14 protein-coding genes are annotated in these 15,891 nt (G+C 62.8%); 8 read left to right on the top strand and 6 right to left on the bottom strand.

All coding sequences use genetic code 11. The annotated features are described in order from the left end of the window. Window positions 1–125 precede the first annotated feature (125 nt). Together H7C86_RS23225 and H7C86_RS37355 are read right to left on the bottom strand one after the other, a co-directional pair. On the bottom strand, window positions 126–1,181 hold the full coding sequence (locus tag H7C86_RS23225; protein ID WP_182262309.1) for a serine/threonine protein phosphatase: 1,056 nt from the start codon (window positions 1,179–1,181) through the stop codon (window positions 126–128). After that, window positions 1,178–1,681 carry a hypothetical protein gene (locus H7C86_RS37355; protein WP_223257837.1) on the bottom strand — a complete coding sequence of 168 codons (504 nt, stop codon included), beginning with the start codon at window positions 1,679–1,681 and terminating at the stop codon, window positions 1,178–1,180. The genes H7C86_RS23225 and H7C86_RS37355 overlap by 4 nt, the downstream gene beginning before the upstream one ends. A gap of 158 nt (window positions 1,682–1,839) precedes the next feature. On the opposite strand from H7C86_RS37355, the gene H7C86_RS23215 reads away from it, so the two are divergent. From H7C86_RS23215 to H7C86_RS23205, 3 genes are read left to right on the top strand one after another with little or no spacing between them, the layout of a single operon-like run. Then, window positions 1,840–2,460 carry a TetR/AcrR family transcriptional regulator gene (locus tag H7C86_RS23215; protein WP_232253453.1) on the top strand — a complete coding sequence of 207 codons (621 nt, stop codon included), beginning with the start codon at window positions 1,840–1,842 and terminating at the stop codon, window positions 2,458–2,460. Further along, window positions 2,460–4,223: a 3-oxosteroid 1-dehydrogenase gene (kstD, locus tag H7C86_RS23210; RefSeq protein WP_182262308.1), complete on the top strand. Its 1,764-nt coding sequence runs from the start codon at window positions 2,460–2,462 to the stop codon at window positions 4,221–4,223. Before H7C86_RS23215 ends, kstD begins: the two co-directional genes overlap by 1 nt. 15 nt (window positions 4,224–4,238) lie before the next feature. Then, window positions 4,239–5,921, top strand: a complete 1,683-nt coding sequence (locus tag H7C86_RS23205; RefSeq protein ID WP_113683596.1) for an ATP-binding cassette domain-containing protein — start codon at window positions 4,239–4,241, stop codon at window positions 5,919–5,921. 17 nt (window positions 5,922–5,938) lie between these two features. On the opposite strand, the gene H7C86_RS23200 is transcribed toward H7C86_RS23205, so the two are convergent. Continuing rightward, window positions 5,939–6,586: a hypothetical protein gene (locus H7C86_RS23200; protein WP_182262307.1), complete on the bottom strand. Its 648-nt coding sequence runs from the start codon at window positions 6,584–6,586 to the stop codon at window positions 5,939–5,941. A 440-nt stretch (window positions 6,587–7,026) separates the two neighbouring features. Here H7C86_RS23200 and H7C86_RS23195 point away from each other — a divergent pair, with 440 nt between their 5' ends. Further along, a complete protein-coding gene (locus H7C86_RS23195) occupies window positions 7,027–7,581 on the top strand; it encodes a LysM peptidoglycan-binding domain-containing protein (RefSeq protein WP_259349282.1) in 555 nt (184 codons plus the stop codon). Between the two features lie 12 nt (window positions 7,582–7,593). On the opposite strand, the gene H7C86_RS23190 is transcribed toward H7C86_RS23195, so the two are convergent. Further along, on the bottom strand, window positions 7,594–8,325 hold the full coding sequence (locus tag H7C86_RS23190; RefSeq protein WP_182262306.1) for a TetR/AcrR family transcriptional regulator: 732 nt from the start codon (window positions 8,323–8,325) through the stop codon (window positions 7,594–7,596). Between the two features lie 197 nt (window positions 8,326–8,522). On the opposite strand from H7C86_RS23190, the gene H7C86_RS23185 reads away from it, so the two are divergent. Genes H7C86_RS23185 through H7C86_RS23170 form a run of 4 tightly spaced genes read left to right on the top strand, consistent with a single transcriptional unit; the run spans window position 8,523 to window position 13,547 of the window. Further along, window positions 8,523–10,082 (top strand): amino acid permease, encoded by a 1,560-nt coding sequence (locus H7C86_RS23185; RefSeq protein ID WP_042951823.1) that lies wholly within the window; start codon window positions 8,523–8,525, stop codon window positions 10,080–10,082. 2 nt (window positions 10,083–10,084) lie between these two features. Beyond that, a complete protein-coding gene (locus tag H7C86_RS23180; RefSeq protein WP_092764048.1) occupies window positions 10,085–10,918 on the top strand; it encodes an urea amidolyase associated protein UAAP1 in 834 nt (277 codons plus the stop codon). After that, on the top strand, window positions 10,915–11,568 hold the full coding sequence (locus tag H7C86_RS23175; RefSeq protein WP_021332947.1) for an urea amidolyase associated protein UAAP2: 654 nt from the start codon (window positions 10,915–10,917) through the stop codon (window positions 11,566–11,568). Before H7C86_RS23180 ends, H7C86_RS23175 begins: the two co-directional genes overlap by 4 nt. Further along, complete coding sequence (locus H7C86_RS23170; RefSeq protein ID WP_182262305.1) at window positions 11,565–13,547, top strand: 5-oxoprolinase/urea amidolyase family protein; 1,983 nt, start codon at window positions 11,565–11,567, stop codon at window positions 13,545–13,547. Before H7C86_RS23175 ends, H7C86_RS23170 begins: the two co-directional genes overlap by 4 nt. A 115-nt stretch (window positions 13,548–13,662) precedes the next feature. Here the strand turns inward: H7C86_RS23170 and H7C86_RS23165 are convergent, their stop codons facing one another. Both H7C86_RS23165 and H7C86_RS23160 read right to left on the bottom strand, forming a co-directional pair. After that, window positions 13,663–14,445, bottom strand: coding sequence for a Fic family protein (locus H7C86_RS23165; protein WP_182262304.1), 783 nt, complete (start codon window positions 14,443–14,445; stop codon window positions 13,663–13,665). Continuing rightward, window positions 14,442–15,875 (bottom strand): putative nucleotidyltransferase substrate binding domain-containing protein, encoded by a 1,434-nt coding sequence (locus H7C86_RS23160; protein WP_259349281.1) that lies wholly within the window; start codon window positions 15,873–15,875, stop codon window positions 14,442–14,444. Before H7C86_RS23160 ends, H7C86_RS23165 begins: the two co-directional genes overlap by 4 nt. Window positions 15,876–15,891: the final 16 nt, after the last annotated feature.

The raw sequence follows: 15,891 nt of genomic DNA, 5'->3' as shown, positions 1-15,891 counted from the left end.
TTTCGTCGGTCCGTAAACCTTGGTCAATCCCCTCAGTTCAATCATGAGGAGAACTGTGCCTTACGGCGCTGACCAGCACATCGGTCCGGAGGATGACATGGACCCTGAGATGTGGAGACGGCAGTTCAGGGAAAACCCTGTCCTCGACCGGAAGTCGGAACTGCCGCGGCATGAGGGTAGGGCGCGTCGAAGTCGCCGTCGAACAATCGCCAGTAGAAGTCGTTCATTCTCGCAGCGGCGGGCGCGTGCCGGATCAAGATCGCGGCCACCTCCGGCGCCTCATCACCTGGGACATGACCTGTGGCGCATCGTCGTACGTACTGGTTGCGGGCGACTGGTCCGCCGTATTTCGGTCTCGGCACTCCGCAGACCTCGGTGACCAGCCAGTTGACCAGAAGCATGGCGGCGTAGTCGGCGTCATGGGTGGCATGGCGCCGGACGAAGTCATGTTCGGTAGTCGACAGGTCGAAGTGTGGGGATGTGGCCAGTCCGAAGTCGGTGAGATAGATCCGCTCCATATCGGTGCGCATGTTGCCGAAATGTCCGTCCATGTGCAGCAACTGTCGATCGCGTAAGAACGCCACGATCTCCGAAAACTGTCGCTCGACTTCGGCAGCTTTGGCGGCCGGGTTGTCATGCAGCCAATCCGAGATCGGGTGTGCGACGTACTCGCAGAACAGTACGAGGCTGCACGGCGCAGTGGCGAGTGCTTCGAGGCGGACCCGCGCTTCACTACTGGCGCAGGCGGTGGGAACGGAAGCGATGTCGGCGTGTTCGGGTGCAACCGGCGATCGACCGGGCAGCACCCGCCAGTGGTAAAGCATTGGGAACGACTGTGTTTCGCCGGCCAGAACGGCCTCGGTGACCATGACGTTCGCGGCCAGCTCTCGCCAGGCGTTGAAGCTCGGGCCCCCAATGCCGTACTGGCAGAACGTCGGCAAGTCGAAATGGTTGGAAGTAGAGCCCACGTCGGCGAGTTCCTGTTCGGTCAGTGGGATGTGTTTGGTGAATACCTGAACGCTGTCGAACCCGTTTTCGCAGACACCGACGAGTCCTGCGGCGCCGCCCACGCCTACGCTCGAGACTCGAGCGGTGTCGACCAGTCGGGCCAGTTCGACATCGTTCTGGGAAGACAGGAATGCTGATAGTTTCCGGTGGCGGTCAATCCTGACGTCCGTCATTCCGCGACTGTGCCACAGGCCCGTCCGGCTTCGATTTCGCGGAGCCGTCTGTCGAAGTCACCGATTCTGGCGGTGTCCTCGTAGTAGTCCTCCTGCTCGACGATTCTTCCCCACTTGGTTCGAACGAGAAGCACTGTTCGATTTTGATAGATGACGGCGCCGTCCGGGCCTAGGGCTCGGTCGTCGAATCGGACGAGCAGTGTCATGCGCCAGAGCGGACCACCGAAATACGCTTCGGTGACCGCGCCTTGAAGCCCCGCGTCGACAAATTCCTGGAGAAACGTCTCGATTTGGTCCCGTCCGGCATGCACTCCTGCCCACCGATGATCACCCTCGGCGAATCTGAGCACCGCGTGGTGGTGATAGGAATTCAACAGCGGCCGGTAGTTGCCGGAGTTGAGTGCACGGACGTCGCGTCGGAACTTGAAGATGAGTGCTTTGCGCAGAAGTGATCGCGAGACGATCGCCGTTCCGAAGCCCGCCGCGAACCATCGTTTCATCTTCGAAGCTTGTCGTGGCATCGAATGCCCTGTCAACGAAATGCCGGGGTCTGCTGATATCTGACAGAGAATTGAATATTGACAGTGACTGTCACAATAGGTGAGACTCGCACTATCGAGAATGGCCGGATCTCGGCCGAGGCGGGAGGACGTTGCTGATGTCACTACGGGAGAGACAACGGTTGCAGGTGCGAGCAGACATTCAACGTGCGGCATTCGATCTGTTCGCGCGTGACGGTTTCGAGGATGTGACCACCGAGCAGATTGCGGCAGCAGCGGGGGTGTCGGCGAGTACGTACTTCCGGCACGTTCGTAACAAAGAGGATCTGCTGTTGGACCCGGTCAGGCAGGGCGGTGCCGGGATCGTGACACTGCTCGAGGATCGCCCGGCAGCTGAGTCGGCTGATCTTGCGATCTCGCGGGCAATCCTCGAGCGTTCCAATGCTTTCGAGTCCGCGGAGATCGATCAGTGGCGAGCAGCGTTCCGCACCGCGCCGCACCTGATGGATCGAGTCGCGCTGATCGCGCCCGAGCATCGTGATCGGTTGGTGGAGTTGGTGGCACAACGAATGCAACTCGATCCTGAAAATGACAGCCGACCAGGACTACTCGTTCACTTGATGTTGGCGGCGGCGGAGTTCGGCTATCGGCAATGGATACGTAACCCCCAGAAGCGTGGGGCATCACTTCCCGTGTGCGTCGAGGGGGCACTCGACGCGGTTCAGGGATCCCGGTGGCGCACGCAGGATGACGATGACATGAAAGGTCGTGATCAGTGATGAACGAGAACTCTCGAAACTCCGAGCGCTCGGTAGTGGATGTGCCAGTGGTGGATGTGATCGTTGTGGGATCGGGGGCTGCCGGCATGTCCGCAGCCATCACTGCAGCCCGCAACGGACTCTCGACAATTCTCGTGGAGAAGTCGGAGTACTGGGGCGGTTCGTCGTCCCGGTCCGGGGGCGGAGTGTGGATTCCGGGAAACTCGATACTTCGCCACGAGGCGCCGGCGGATGATATCGACTCTGCGCGAACATATCTGAAGAGCATTGTCGGAGAGGATGCAGACACCGACCGCATCGACACGTATATCGATCGAGGCCCGGAAGCCCTCGATTTCCTGATTCGGCACTCTGCACTCGAGCTCGAATGGGTGAAGGGTTACTCCGACTACTTTCCCGAGGCACCCGGCGGACTTGCAAGCGGCCGCTCGTGCGAGCCGCGCCCGTTCGACGCGCGAGCTCTGGGCGACGATCTCGCGACCCTTCATCCGCCGTACATGAAGGTGCCGCTCAACATGGTTGTCCAACAATCTGATTACCGTTGGCTGAGCACGGGGGTTCGGCATTGGCGGGGGCCGGTGCGAATGCTTCGGGTGGGAATGAGATCCCTGGTCGCAAAAGCTCGGAAGAAGAAGCTGATCGGGCTCGGGCCGGCGCTCATGGCGGAACTGATGCTCGGAGTTCGGGACGCCGGAGTGACGGTCGAGCTCGGGACGAGGCTTGTGGATTTGGTTACCGACAATGATCGTGTCGTGGGTGCGCGACTCGAGTCCGGGGGAGTGCAGAGAACCATGCACGCTCGATGCGGTGTCATCCTCGCGTGCGGCGGGTTCGACAACAACGACGACATGCGAGGCGAGTATCAGCGCCGGCCGAGTAGTGCGCAGTGGACTCTCGGGGCACCGACCAATACCGGAGACGGTATCCGTGCAGCTCTACGCGTCGACGCGGCAATTTCGTACATGGACGACGCGTGGTGGGCCCCGTCGATTCCGCTACCCAAAGGCCCGTGGTTCGCCTTGGCGGAACGCTCGTTGCCTCGAAGCCTGATGGTCAACGCCAGCGGTCAGCGCTTCATGAACGAGTCGCTTCCCTACGTCGAAGCCGCGCACGCCATGTTCGGCGGAAAGTACGGCAGAGGTGAAGGGCCCGCTGAAAACATCCCCGCTTGGCTGATCTTCGATCAGACGTACCGTGACCGTTATCTGTTCGCGGGAGTGCCGGCGCGCAGGCCGATACCTCGGTCGTGGATCGAATCGGGTGCGATCGTGCGAGCTGGATCGATTGCCGAACTCGCTGCCGAGATCGGAGTGCCGGGCGATGCGCTGTCCGCCACCATCACACGATTCAACAGTCACGCGCGCGACGGAGTCGATCGCGACTTCGGCCGTGGGACAAGCAGATACGACCACTACTACGGCGACTGCACCAACAAGCCCAACCCCAGCCTCGGAGAACTCACGAAGGGGCCGTTCTATGCCGCGAAGATGGTGCCCGGAGACCTGGGGACCAAAGGCGGCATCAACACGGACGCTCGCGCGCGAGCGTTGCGCGCCGACGGTTCGGTCATCGACGGGCTCTACGCAGCAGGTAATACCAGCTCGCCGGTCATGGGTCATACCTATGCCGGTCCAGGTGCAACTATCGGTCCCGCAATGGTTTTCGGATATCTGGCCGCGCTCGATGCGGTCGGACGATCCCATGACGGTCGTGAACTCGACACCGAAGGCAGGAATAATGGTTTGGCAGATCGCCGTGGGTAGGGTTCCCTTGAGAGCGTGACCCACCTCAACATCGCCGACGTCGACTACTTCCTTCCTGATGGTCGACAACTGCTCAGCGGTGTCAGCTTTCGGGTCGGAAACGGTGCAAAAACTGCACTGATCGGGCCCAACGGGACTGGTAAGACGACATTGCTTCGCATTGTCGCCGGAGACGCCGTCGCTGACGAGGGAGCTGTCACTCGATCCGGAACACTGGGCGTGATGCGGCAATTCGTCGGCCAGGTTCGCGACGAGTCCACCGTGCGCGATCTTCTGTTGTCCGTCTCTCCGGCGCGGATCCGGGATGCAGCACTGGCGCTCGATACGGCAGAAAACGCGATGATCGAGCGCGACGAGGAATCAACTCAAATGAAGTATTCGCACGCGCTGGCCGATTGGGCCGATGCGGGCGGCTACGAGACCGAAGACTTCTGGGACAAGGTCACTACCGCGGCTCTCGGTGTTCCTTATGACCGTGCGAAGTGGCGCGCGGCCAACTCGCTCAGCGGTGGCGAGCAGAAACGGTTGGTTCTCGAAGCACTGTTCGCTGGGCCCGACGACGCACTCCTGCTGGACGAGCCGGACAACTACCTCGATGTTCCGGGCAAGCGATGGCTGGAAAAGACGATCTCGGAATCGTCGAAAGTGGTTTTGTTCGTCAGCCACGACCGCGAACTGATCGCCAACGCGGCCACCCACATCGTGACGCTCGAGCCCGGAATCAGCGGCGCAACGTCGTGGACCCACGGCGCTGGGCTGGCCAGCTACCACCAGGCCCGCGAGGATCGCAACGCTCGATTCGAAGAACTGCGTCGACGCTGGGACGAGGAGCACGCGAAACTGCGTGCTCTGGTTCTGCGATTGCGTGAAAAGGCCAAGTTCAACGACGGCGTCGCTGCGCGGTATCACGCCTCGCAAACCAGGTTGGCGAAGTTCGAGGAGGCAGGGCCACCCGAAGCGATTCCACTTCAGCAGAAGGTGACAGTTCGGCTGGCGGGCGGGCGAACCGCCAAGCGCGCGTTGGTATGTCAGGATCTCGAGCTGACCGGATTGATGAAGCCTTTCGACACCGAGATCTGGTACGGAGATCGGGTTGCCGTGCTGGGCTCCAATGGATCCGGGAAGTCACATTTCCTTCGTCTCTTGGCGGGTGGTGGGACCGATCCGGGGACTGAGCATCTGCCCGTCGAGGCGCTCGACATCGCGCCGGTCGAGCACGGGGGTACTGCGACGCTGGGTGCCCGGGTACGTCCCGGATTGTTTGCGCAGACCCATTCCAGGCCTGATCTGACCGGGAACACGCTGCTCGAGATCCTGCACATGGGCGACGAACACCGAAACGGAATGGGGCGTGAAGCGGCGAGCCGCGCGCTCGACCGTTACGGATTGTCCCAAGCAGCCGAACAGAAGTACGACGACCTGTCCGGCGGACAGCAGGCGCGCCTGCAGATTCTGCTCCTCGAGCTTTCCGGCGCCACGATGTTGCTGCTCGACGAGCCGACCGACAACCTCGACCTTCATTCGGCTGACGCGCTCGAACAGGGCATCGCTCAGTTTGCCGGCACCGTCATCTCGGTAACCCACGATCGTTGGTTCGCGCGCGGGTTCGACAGGTTCCTCGTCTTCGGATCGGACGGGAACGTGTACGAGAGCGAGTCTCCGGTGTGGGACGAGGCCAGGGTCGAACGAGCGCGCTGAGATCGAGCAGCCGCTTGCTACCTGGGGAGTGGCGGCAACTCGTTGATCATCGCGCGCAGGAGGCCCGGATCGCTGCGATCCGATCGAGGTGGGGGACAGCGCGAAAGATCGAGCAGTGTCGGGAAGCCCCACAGAACGCGACCTGGATCCACCCTGTCCACCGCCGAGTACCAGTGGGTGAGCGGCTCGGCGAGCGCCGCGTGAAGCTCGAAATGCCGTCGTCGGCGGCTGGGGTCTCCTTCGCGCTGCAGTCGAAGTTGCTTCGGTGACGGTATCGAGATGACGGTCAGATCCGCGAGACCCAGTTCGAGGCGCGCAAAAGCCGTCTCGACTGCCTCGAGCTCGTACTCGAATCGCTCCCGAGGTGCGGCGCCCACCGCGGCGAGACACCAGCTGTAGTGCAGTTTCAGCGGGTCGCTGTCGCAGAGCGCGATCCCGGTTCTCGATTCGAGTTCTTCCGCTTGCGACCATCGCTTCGAATTGACCGTTGCCCAGTAACTTGCCTGGACGTCGAGATCCGTGCCGTCCGGCTCGCGCCCCGTGGGCTGATACTCGGCGACGAATCCTTCCGCTGCCGTTTGTCCACCGAGTTGGGTTCGGCACCAGGTGGTCTTGCCGGCGGCGCTGGGTCCTTCTACTGCGACGATCACCAGTTCATTCTCCATAATGATTGGGGCGGTTGGTTTTTGCTCGTTGCCAGGACTCTCTTAACATCTGAATGGGGCTGTTTCGCGTTCCGACACGGCCTGTTTCGGTGCGGTGGGTCACAAAATCGCAGTGACGGTTGCCACATAACGGACGGATAACGATCGGTATGGTTGAAGCTCGAATCAACTAGTTGACCTGTGGTTATTTCTTGAATCTCGACTGAATCTGGTACGGCAGTGCCGGAAAACTGCCCCGTGACCAATCCGTGACCATCGCCTACGGTCGTTGACAGCCCGAAACTACCGGGCAAACACCGACCCGCAACTGCGTGCTTCTGCCCCGCGGGTCCGGTACTCCCGAAACCTTCGCGGGGCAGGAGTGAAACAGACGAGTCGATCGACGAGACGTGAAAGCGTCCGGGCCGACCTCGTCCGCGGTAGCGGAGAGGATTTACCCAATGACCAGCATCACCTTCAAGCGCGCCCTCGGCGCAGTTGCAACCGCAGGCGCAGTCGTCGCAATCCCGCTCGCCATGAGCACCGGCACTGCTTCGGCAGCCGGCCACGACTGGTCCGGAGTCGCAAACTGCGAGTCCTCCGGTAACTGGGCCGCCAACACCGGAAACGGCTTCTACGGCGGACTGCAGTTCACGCAGAGCACCTGGAACGCATTCGGTGGATCGGGCAACGCTGCCAACGCCAGCCAGTCTGAGCAGATCCGTGTCGCCGAGAACGTTCTTGCAGGCCAGGGCGTCGGCGCGTGGCCCGTCTGCGGTCAGTACCTGACCACCGGCGCCACCGCAGGCAACTACGAGGCCGCAGCAGCCCCCGTCACCGCTGAGGCTTCCGTCGAGTCGGCTCCGGCAGCAAGCACCGGAAGCGGCAACTACGTGGTCAAGGCAGGCGACACCCTGTCGAAGATCGCTGCTGCACACGGCATCTCGCTCGAGAACCTCGCCAGCCAGGTCCCGAACATCAACCTGATCTTCCCGGGACAGTCCCTCTCGGTCTAGTCTCGTGGCCGTTTAGGTCCTCATTGCGTCGAAATTGTCCGGAGCTGATGCAGCCCCGGACAATTTCGGCGTTTCTGCGTTCGCAATGAGCTCTGCCGCTTCCGTGTGGATGGGATCAAGATCCTGGCGCCACCCCAGAATGTGCAGTGCCGACCCGGCGATGACGGCGGCGTCGGGGATCGGGGTGCCTTCGAGTGCGTCGGCTCGCGCGCTGATCACGCTTTCCACCAGGCGAAACGGAAGCTCGGCCAGGTGAGTTGATGCTGGATCGTCAATCGCGTCGAGCACTGCCTGGGCGAGGGCCCGGTATTGCTCGCGAAGCCGATCGCGATCGGCTCGGAACGACATGAACCTGTCGCTTCTCAGTTCCGGCAAGAGATAGAGGACGCCGAGGTTCCACCGTCCGGTGATCAGTTGGGCCGCGTCGATGTACGAAAGCGCGTACAGCTTCACCTCGGGTGAGGTGCCGAGTGGCCTGAGATTCTCCGCGAAGTCCAGCGCCGGAGTCACGGTGTCGGCGAGCAGTGCAACCAGGATGTCGTCCTTGGTGGCGAAATGGTTGTACAGCGACGCCTGACGCATTCCGACTGCTTCGGCGATGTGGCGTGTCGACGTCGCGGCGAAGCCTCGGGTGGTGAACAGTTCAGCGGCTGCATCCAAGATCTCCGCCCGGGCAGTCCCACCCGGGCGTCGGCGAGCGGTCAGGCGGGGTCGTCCGGGGCCGGCGTTGGTCACGCCTTCCATAGTGGCAGGCTCTGGCCTTACATGCGGGGTGGCCGTCGCTGTGAGCATTCGGTCACGTGCTCGAAACGTACTCAACGAGCCTGTTACAGAATCAGGCGAATCGTATACGCGGGCGTCACCTGCGGCGAGTGGATTTCGCGAAAACTATCAATCGACAGTTATTCGCCTCTGAATCGCTTCGCCGAAGGAGTACGCCGTTGAGTGCAACCACCCCGGCTGCGCAGCCCACCACCGCATCCGCACTCGCCTCTTCGCCTCACGACGACGGTGACCTCGCGGAGTTCGGCTACGAGCAGCAGCTGCATCGATCGCTGGGAAAGTTCGCGTCGTTCGCCGCGGGCTTCTCCTTCGTTTCCATCCTGACCACGATCTTCCAATTGTTCGGCCTCGGTTTCGGTTTCGCGGGTCCGGCGTTCTTCTGGACCTGGCCCGTCGTCTTCATCGGTCAGTTCATGGTTGCTCTCAACTTCGCGGAACTTGCTGCCAGATATCCGATTTCGGGCGCCATCTACCAGTGGTCGCGGCGGATGGGTGGCGAAATCGTCGGCTGGTTCGCCGGTTGGTTCATGATTCTCGCTCAGATCGTCACCGCGTCCGCCGCCGCGATCGCCTTGCAGGTCGTGCTCCCCAATGTGTGGAGCGGGTTCCAGATCATCGGTGAGGACAGTGCACTCACCTCCTCGAGCGGTGCTGCCAATGCCGTGCTGCTCGGTTCGGTACTTCTGGTTCTGACCACCTTCATCAACTGCATCGGCGTCAACTGGATGTCGCGTATCAACAACATCGGCGTGACCTGCGAAATCGTCGGTGTCATCGCGGTGATCGGGATGTTCTTCACCCACGCTCAGCGCGGACCGGACGTCGTCTTCGACACCGGCAGTGCCGGCGGTCAGCCCGGATACGCCTGGGCGTGGATCATGTCCGGACTGATGGCTGCCTACGTCATGGTCGGCTTCGGTTCGGCAGGCGAACTGGCCGAGGAGACCCGCAACCCCCGACGCGTCGCACCTCGTACGATCCGCCTTGCACTCTCCGCTTCCGCACTCGGCGGCGGCTTGATGATCCTCGGCGCGTTGATGGCAGCGCCCTCACTGACCGACGGACGCCTGGCCACGGAAGGTTTGCCGTACGTACTGACCTCTATTCTGAGTTCGCCGTGGGGCACGGTCTTGTTGATCGACGTCTCGATCGCAGTGTTCGTGTGCACCTTGGCCATTCAGACTGCTGCTTCACGGCTGATGTTCTCCATGGCCCGCGACGGGCGGCTTCCTGCCTCGCAGGTACTGGCAAAGGTCAACCCCCGCACTGGAACACCTATCGCGCCGTCCGTCCTCATCGGTCTGGTCTGCATTGCCGTCCTGGCCGTCAACGTGGGCAACTCGGCAATTTTCGCAACCCTGTCCAGCGTATGCATCATCTTGATCTACTTGGCCTACCTCATGGTGACCGTGCCGCTGCTAGTTCAGCGTCTCAAGGGATGGCCTCGCACGGCAGTCGGCCCCAAGTTCGACGCCGAAGGCAAAAAGCTTTTCTCCCTGGGCATCTGGGGAGTTCCGGTCAACATCGCCGCGGTTGTGTACGGCGCGCTGATGGTGATCAACCTGTCATGGCCACGAGCCGAGATCTTCAACCCCACCGGGGAGTACCCCATTCTGCAGTGGGCCGCGCCCATCACGGTAGCGCTGGTCGTGGGGCTGGGAGTCGCTTGCTTCCCACGTGGCCGCGCCACCCCGAATCCCGTCACGATCGGAGCCTGACCATGAGTACTCAGACCACCGCCGGAGCGCGCGAGCATGCCCGGTCCCAGGCCGGAACAATCACAGACTCCATGCCGGTGTTGCCGGCCACCCGCTGGCCGAACCCGCCCGACGACGTCGCTCCCGAACGTCTGACCTGGGCTGAAACAGTGCCAGGTGGGCGATACACGACCAAGGTTCTCGCCCGTGGAACCCGATTGCGACTTCGCGACATCGTCGGCAGCGCCTGTGCAAACATCGTGCTCTACCGCGCCGACGCCCCCTGGGAGCGTCTCAACGTCGCCGATACCGTCAAGGTGCCATGGCAGGCCTATCTCGGTGTCGGGCACCCGTTGCTCTCCGATCAGGGGCGAGTACTCGCGACGGTGGTCGCCGACACGTCGGGTCACCACGACGCGTTCTGCGGAACGACGTCACGCGCTACCAACGAGGCGAAGTACGGGCGGGGTTCGCTGCACAGTGCCTCACCCGCCGGTCGTGAACTGTTCACCGTCGCTGCCGCGAAGAACGGACTCGGGCCGCAGGACATAGCGCCACCGTTGTCCTTCTTCCATGGTGTCCGCGTCGAGGCCGACGGCGCTCTGACCAGTACGGGTTCCGCCGGCGCCGGCGCGACGGTCGACCTTCTGATCCACCTGCCGGTCATCGTGATGATCGCCAACACCGCGCACCCACTCGATCCGGCGCTGGAGTTTCCCACCACGTCCCTCGAAGTGCTCGCGTGGAACGCGGCCGACGAACTCGGCAGCCTTGACGATCTCGGGCCGGAATACCAACGCGCAGTGCTCAATACCGAAGACGCCTGGACGGCTTCGAACCTGGAGGAGATCGCATGACCACCACCTTGGATGTCCCCGCCCTCGTTCCCGGAACGGTGATCCTCGACGAGATTGCTGACGCGTTCGGGCCGTGGTCCGCAGTTGTCCGCGCCGGCGACGTCCTGACAATCGTCGATCTGCACGGAAATCAAGCCGTCGACACACTCGTCTTTGCCGGTGACGATCACAGCGTTCGGTACTCGGCAGCAGCGACGGTCACAGCGCAGCAGAATCTGTTTCTGACCACAGGATCCGTGCTCCGAAGTGACGACGGAACTCCACTCATGACCCTGGTCGCGGACGAGGTCGGAAACCACGACACCGTCGGCGGAGCGTGCTCACAGGAATCGAACACCCTGCGATACGGCCACCACACCAAGCATCAGCACGCGTGCGTAGAGAACTTCCTCGTCGAGGGCGCAAAATGGGGGCTCGGCAAGCGGGACCTGGTGTCCAACATCAACTTCTTCATGAACGTCCCGGTCGACCCCGACGGCACACTCGGAATCGTCGACGGACTGTCTGCGCCAGGCAAGCGGCTCGCGTTGCGTGCCGAACGCGACGCGCTCGTCCTCGTGTCCAACTGCCCGCAGATCAACAACCCGTGCAACGGCTTCGATCCGACGGCCGTCCGCATGATCGTCACACGGCCGGAGGCAGACGAATGAACGCAAAACTGACCATCGTGCGTCCCGGAATGTTGACGACGGTTCAGGACTATCCAGGGCGCGTCGGGTACTGGCAGATCGGTGTCCCACCGTCGGGCCCGATGGACGACCTGTCGTTTCGGTTGGGAAACACCGCACTCGGAAATCCCGAAGGCGCACCCGGCATCGAATGCGCGATGGCCGGACCTGCGATGACGTTCGACGAGGACACCACGGTGTGCGTCACGGGCGCTCCGGTGTCTGTGACCGTCGACGGCATCGCCCACGGTCAGTGGCGTCCCGTTTTCGTCCCCGCTGGAGCGGTGCTCGACGTCGGGACGCTCAGCGGCCCAGGACTGCGCATCTACGTACTCGTCCAGGGCGGAATCGAGACCGACGACTATCTCGGCAGTGCGTCGACCTTTACCCTGGGCCGGTTCGGTGGACACGAAGGTAGGACTTTGCGGGCGGGGGACGTTCTCAAACTCGGACAGGCGACCGGCGCAGCGGGAGGTGTTCCCGCCGAGCATGTTCCGGCGATACACACGTGCTGGGAACTTGCGGTGACCGAGGGCCCGCACGGGGCGCCGGAGTTCTTCACCCGCTCCGACATCGACACGCTGTACGCGACCGAGTACGAGGTCCACTTCAACTCCGACCGCACCGGAGTCCGGTTGATCGGTCCGAAACCTGACTGGGCCAGAACCGCCGGCGGCGAAGCGGGACTTCACCCTTCGAACATCCACGACAACGCGTATTCGATCGGTGCACTCGACTTCACCGGCGACACGCCCATCCTCCTCGGGCCCGACGGACCGAGCCTCGGCGGCTTCGTCTGCCCGATCACGGTGGTGTCTGCTGATCGCTGGAAGCTCGGACAGTTGGCTCCCGGGAACAAGATTCGCTTCGTGCCGGTCCGCGCCGAACGGGCAGCCTCCCGCCGTGACCTCGGAGTATCGCGTCGAGCGTCCAATTCGGTTGTTCATTCTTCCGGTGGTGACGGCGACGACGGCGTCATAGCCCGCCGTGACGGCGACACCGCGGTCACGTACCGGCGCTCAGGCGATGACAACGTGTTGGTCGAATACGGCGACATGAATCTCGACCTGTCGCTACGTGCGCGTGCACATGCACTGCATCAGCGACTCGAAGCCGAGAAGCCGGCTGGACTACTCGATCTCACCCCGGGAATCCGCAGCCTGCAGGTCCGCGTCGACCCAGACGTGCTGCCCGTCGGCAAACTGATGGGAATGCTCGCCGAGGCGGAGGACACCTTGCCTGCGGCCAACGAACTCGTTGTGCCCAGTCGCACTGTGCGGATGCCACTGTCGTGGGACGACCCGGCTACGCGCGAAGCGATCCAGCGGTACATGCACGGAGTGCGCGCGGACGCGCCGTGGTGCCCGTGGAACATCGAGTTCATCCGCCGGATGAACGGTCTCGAATCCGTGAACGACGTGTTCGACACCGTTTTCGGCGCCGAATACATGGTGCTCGGGCTCGGCGACGTCTACCTCGGAGCTCCGGTCGCGACGCCGCTCGACCCACGTCATCGCCTTGTCACGACCAAGTACAACCCCGCCCGCACCTGGACCCCCGAAAACGCCGTCGGGATCGGTGGGGCTTACCTCTGCATCTACGGCATGGAAGGCCCAGGTGGGTACCAGTTCGTTGGACGTACGACGCAGGTGTGGAATCACCGCCACCCCGCGAAGTCGGGCCCGTTCGAGGAGGGCACCCCCTGGTTGCTGCGATTCTTCGACCGGATCTCCTGGTACCCCGTCGAGCCGGAAGAGCTGATGGATCTGCGCGCGGACACTGCGGCCGGCCGCGGCGGGGGAGTCGAGATCGAGGACGGCAGCTTCTCGCTGGCCGAGCATCAGGAGTTTCTCGCGTCGAACTCGCGCTCGATCGAGGAGTTCCGCGCGATGCAGTCCGTCGCATTCGGAGCCGAGCGTCAGCGCTGGTCCGACGCGGGAGAGTTCGCGCTGCCCGGTTGATGGTCGAGTGAGCACAGTGGTCTTCGAGTGAGCACCGCTTCCAGAGTGTCGGAAGCGGTGCTCACTCAGCAGTAACGGTGTTCAGTCCGCCTGGAACGGGCAGCAGATGTTTGCGTCAGCGAGTCAGAGCGCGATTGAACAGATCGATGAACGGGCGAGGCGACGGGGTCTCGGTGGGCCGGAAAGGCGCAGAATCCCTCGACGCGGATACCCACTCGGTTCTGCTCACCCGCGACAAGTCGAGCTGATATCGGGTGTCGGCGGCGAGTCGGTGCAGGAAGAGTGTTCCGGTTCGCCCGTTTCCTTCCCGAAACGGGTGGGCATGATTGAGCGTCGAGTACACCGATGCGAGCGCGAACGACGCAGCGCCGTGATCGAGCGCTACCCAATCGACGGCGGCGATGATCTCTTCCACCTCGGACAGGTAGTTCCGAATCGCCGAGACCGGAGCAAACATTGCCGCACCTTTCCTGATGTCGACGGTTCTGATGTGTCCGGCCCACTGGTACAGATCTTGGAAAACGTGCTGGTGAAGTAGGAGAAGTTCGGCTGTGTCTCGCGTGTGCGGTACGAGGTTGCCGCCGAGATGCGCCTCACCCAGACGAAGCGCGGTCGCCGCGAACTCGAGTGATTGCAGTGCGGCGGGATCTCGCACGTCGAAATTGTTCTCGAGCACCGATGTACCGCGATAGACGTACGGCGCTGATCTTCGCCAGCGGATCCGCGGGGGAATTGGTGACGACAGGCCGACGGCTCGCGCCAATTCCTGCTCGAAATACTCACGCCGAGAGAGTATCCCGATCATGACGGCCTCGAGTTCCGCGATCTGCTCGTTACTCGGATCCCAGCCTTCGAGGCGCTCCGCCGCCAGAACCTGTTCGAGCGCAGTGCGATTCACGGGTCGATGTCGGGTAGCGCCGACGCGGACGCGGCATATTCGAGTCGTCGTTGCACACCTGCGACCTCGCGCACTGCATTGCTCAGCAAGCTCCGCGAGAGCGGAGTGAGTTCGGAGATCACGACTTCGTCGGTCGGTGGCCGACCTGCCGCGAACTGATCGGTCTGGTGGCGGACACGAATCTGCTGCAACACCTCGAAAGATTCGATCAGTACCTGGGCGTCGTTGTCGAGTAGGAAACCGCTTCCCGCTGCAGCCTTGAGACGTTCGAGTGTCGAACTCGTGCGGGCGCCCACGGAAATCCCCGCCCATCGAGCGATGTTCACGATCGGTTGGACGGCGCTGGCTTTGAGGTCGACGGTTCCGGTCCGACGCGTCATCACGTCCTTGAACGAATGGAGCTTTGCCTTGTCTCCGACCGCTTCGCGAAGGAGCAGTCGCATGACGGCCGGGTGCAGTCGCAGTTGATCCAACGCCGCAGGGCGAGGATCCAACGCCGGATCGCCTGCGACGACGCGGGCATCCGCCAGCATCGACAACATGACCAGGGCTTGGTCCTGGTACGGATTGGATACCCATTTCCGCAGCGCAGTGCGCCATTGTGGGAGCGTCCGAGCAAACCTGGCCTGGGTCGCGACGGCGTTCTTGGTGTCGCGAGGGAACCCGCAGAGATCGAGGATGTCGTGGATGGTCTTCGCGGCGTCGGCTCCCTCGTGATGAGATTCGCCGCCCCACACCAGCGCACTGTCGATATCCGAAGAGGGGAGCGCTTCACGCCTGGCGACGCTGCCGAGCGACAGCCACGCGAAATCCGGTCGCTCGTCTCCGCCCACCACCAATTCGATGGCTCGCCTGACCGTCACGTCGATCAGCACGGCCAGCGTCGCGCCGATGTCGAGCGGTGAGACCCGTGAGGCCACCAATTCCGTCACCAGAACAGGGACCGCGCGGGCTGTTTCGACGAGGTGGGCGTCGTCCTGTGCTGTGGCGAGCGCTGCGCGCAGTTCGAAACCCTGATTGGTGGCCGAAGTCAGGAGGTCGCTGAGTTCGAGCACACCCATCAGTGCGCCTGCCTCGGTCACGACCGGGAGATGGCGCAATCCGTACTCGAGCATGTCGGTCACGGCGTCGGCGCCCAATCGATCCGGATCGACTGTCACTGCTGACGGCGTCATCACTGTTGATACCGGCTGATTGCTGTCGATACCACCGACTACCACGCGAGCGCGTAGGTCACCTTCGGTGAAGATTCCGAAACCGCTTGTCTCCGTCGGGATCACAACAGCACGGCGGCCCGCATCGGTCATCAACTTCGCGGCCTCGCGGATGGTTGCCTGGCCGTCGCAGACAATTGCGGGCCCGCGCAACAGGTCTCGCACCCGGCGCATGGCGGGACTCTGGATGCCTTGCCCCGCCGAGTGCCCCGTCATGGGGTCATTGTCGCAG

It is taken from the genome of Rhodococcus sp. UFZ-B548, assembly GCF_903819475.1.
In the GTDB taxonomy this organism is placed as follows: Bacteria; Actinomycetota; Actinomycetes; order Mycobacteriales; family Mycobacteriaceae; genus Rhodococcus_F; species Rhodococcus_F erythropolis.
The sequence above is the reverse complement of the archived record's forward strand: the minus strand, read 5'-3'. Positions and strand labels throughout refer to the sequence as shown.

Excerpts from the sequence above, each read along its gene's own strand:
- H7C86_RS23195 (WP_259349282.1), top strand. The coding sequence starts at position 7,027 with ATGACCAGCATCACCTTCAAGCGCGCCCTCGGCGCAGTTGCAACCGCA.
- kstD (WP_182262308.1), top strand. The coding sequence starts at position 2,460 with ATGAACGAGAACTCTCGAAACTCCGAGCGCTCGGTAGTGGATGTGCCA.
- H7C86_RS23200 (WP_182262307.1), bottom strand. The coding sequence starts at position 6,586 with ATGGAGAATGAACTGGTGATCGTCGCAGTAGAAGGACCCAGCGCCGCC.
- H7C86_RS37355 (WP_223257837.1), bottom strand. The coding sequence starts at position 1,681 with ATGAAACGATGGTTCGCGGCGGGCTTCGGAACGGCGATCGTCTCGCGA.
- H7C86_RS23180 (WP_092764048.1), top strand. The coding sequence starts at position 10,085 with ATGAGTACTCAGACCACCGCCGGAGCGCGCGAGCATGCCCGGTCCCAG.
- H7C86_RS23160 (WP_259349281.1), bottom strand. The coding sequence starts at position 15,875 with ATGACGGGGCACTCGGCGGGGCAAGGCATCCAGAGTCCCGCCATGCGC.
- H7C86_RS23190 (WP_182262306.1), bottom strand. The coding sequence starts at position 8,325 with ATGGAAGGCGTGACCAACGCCGGCCCCGGACGACCCCGCCTGACCGCT.
- H7C86_RS23170 (WP_182262305.1), top strand. The coding sequence starts at position 11,565 with ATGAACGCAAAACTGACCATCGTGCGTCCCGGAATGTTGACGACGGTT.
- H7C86_RS23215 (WP_232253453.1), top strand. The coding sequence starts at position 1,840 with ATGTCACTACGGGAGAGACAACGGTTGCAGGTGCGAGCAGACATTCAA.
- H7C86_RS23175 (WP_021332947.1), top strand. The coding sequence starts at position 10,915 with ATGACCACCACCTTGGATGTCCCCGCCCTCGTTCCCGGAACGGTGATC.
- H7C86_RS23225 (WP_182262309.1), bottom strand. The coding sequence starts at position 1,181 with ATGACGGACGTCAGGATTGACCGCCACCGGAAACTATCAGCATTCCTG.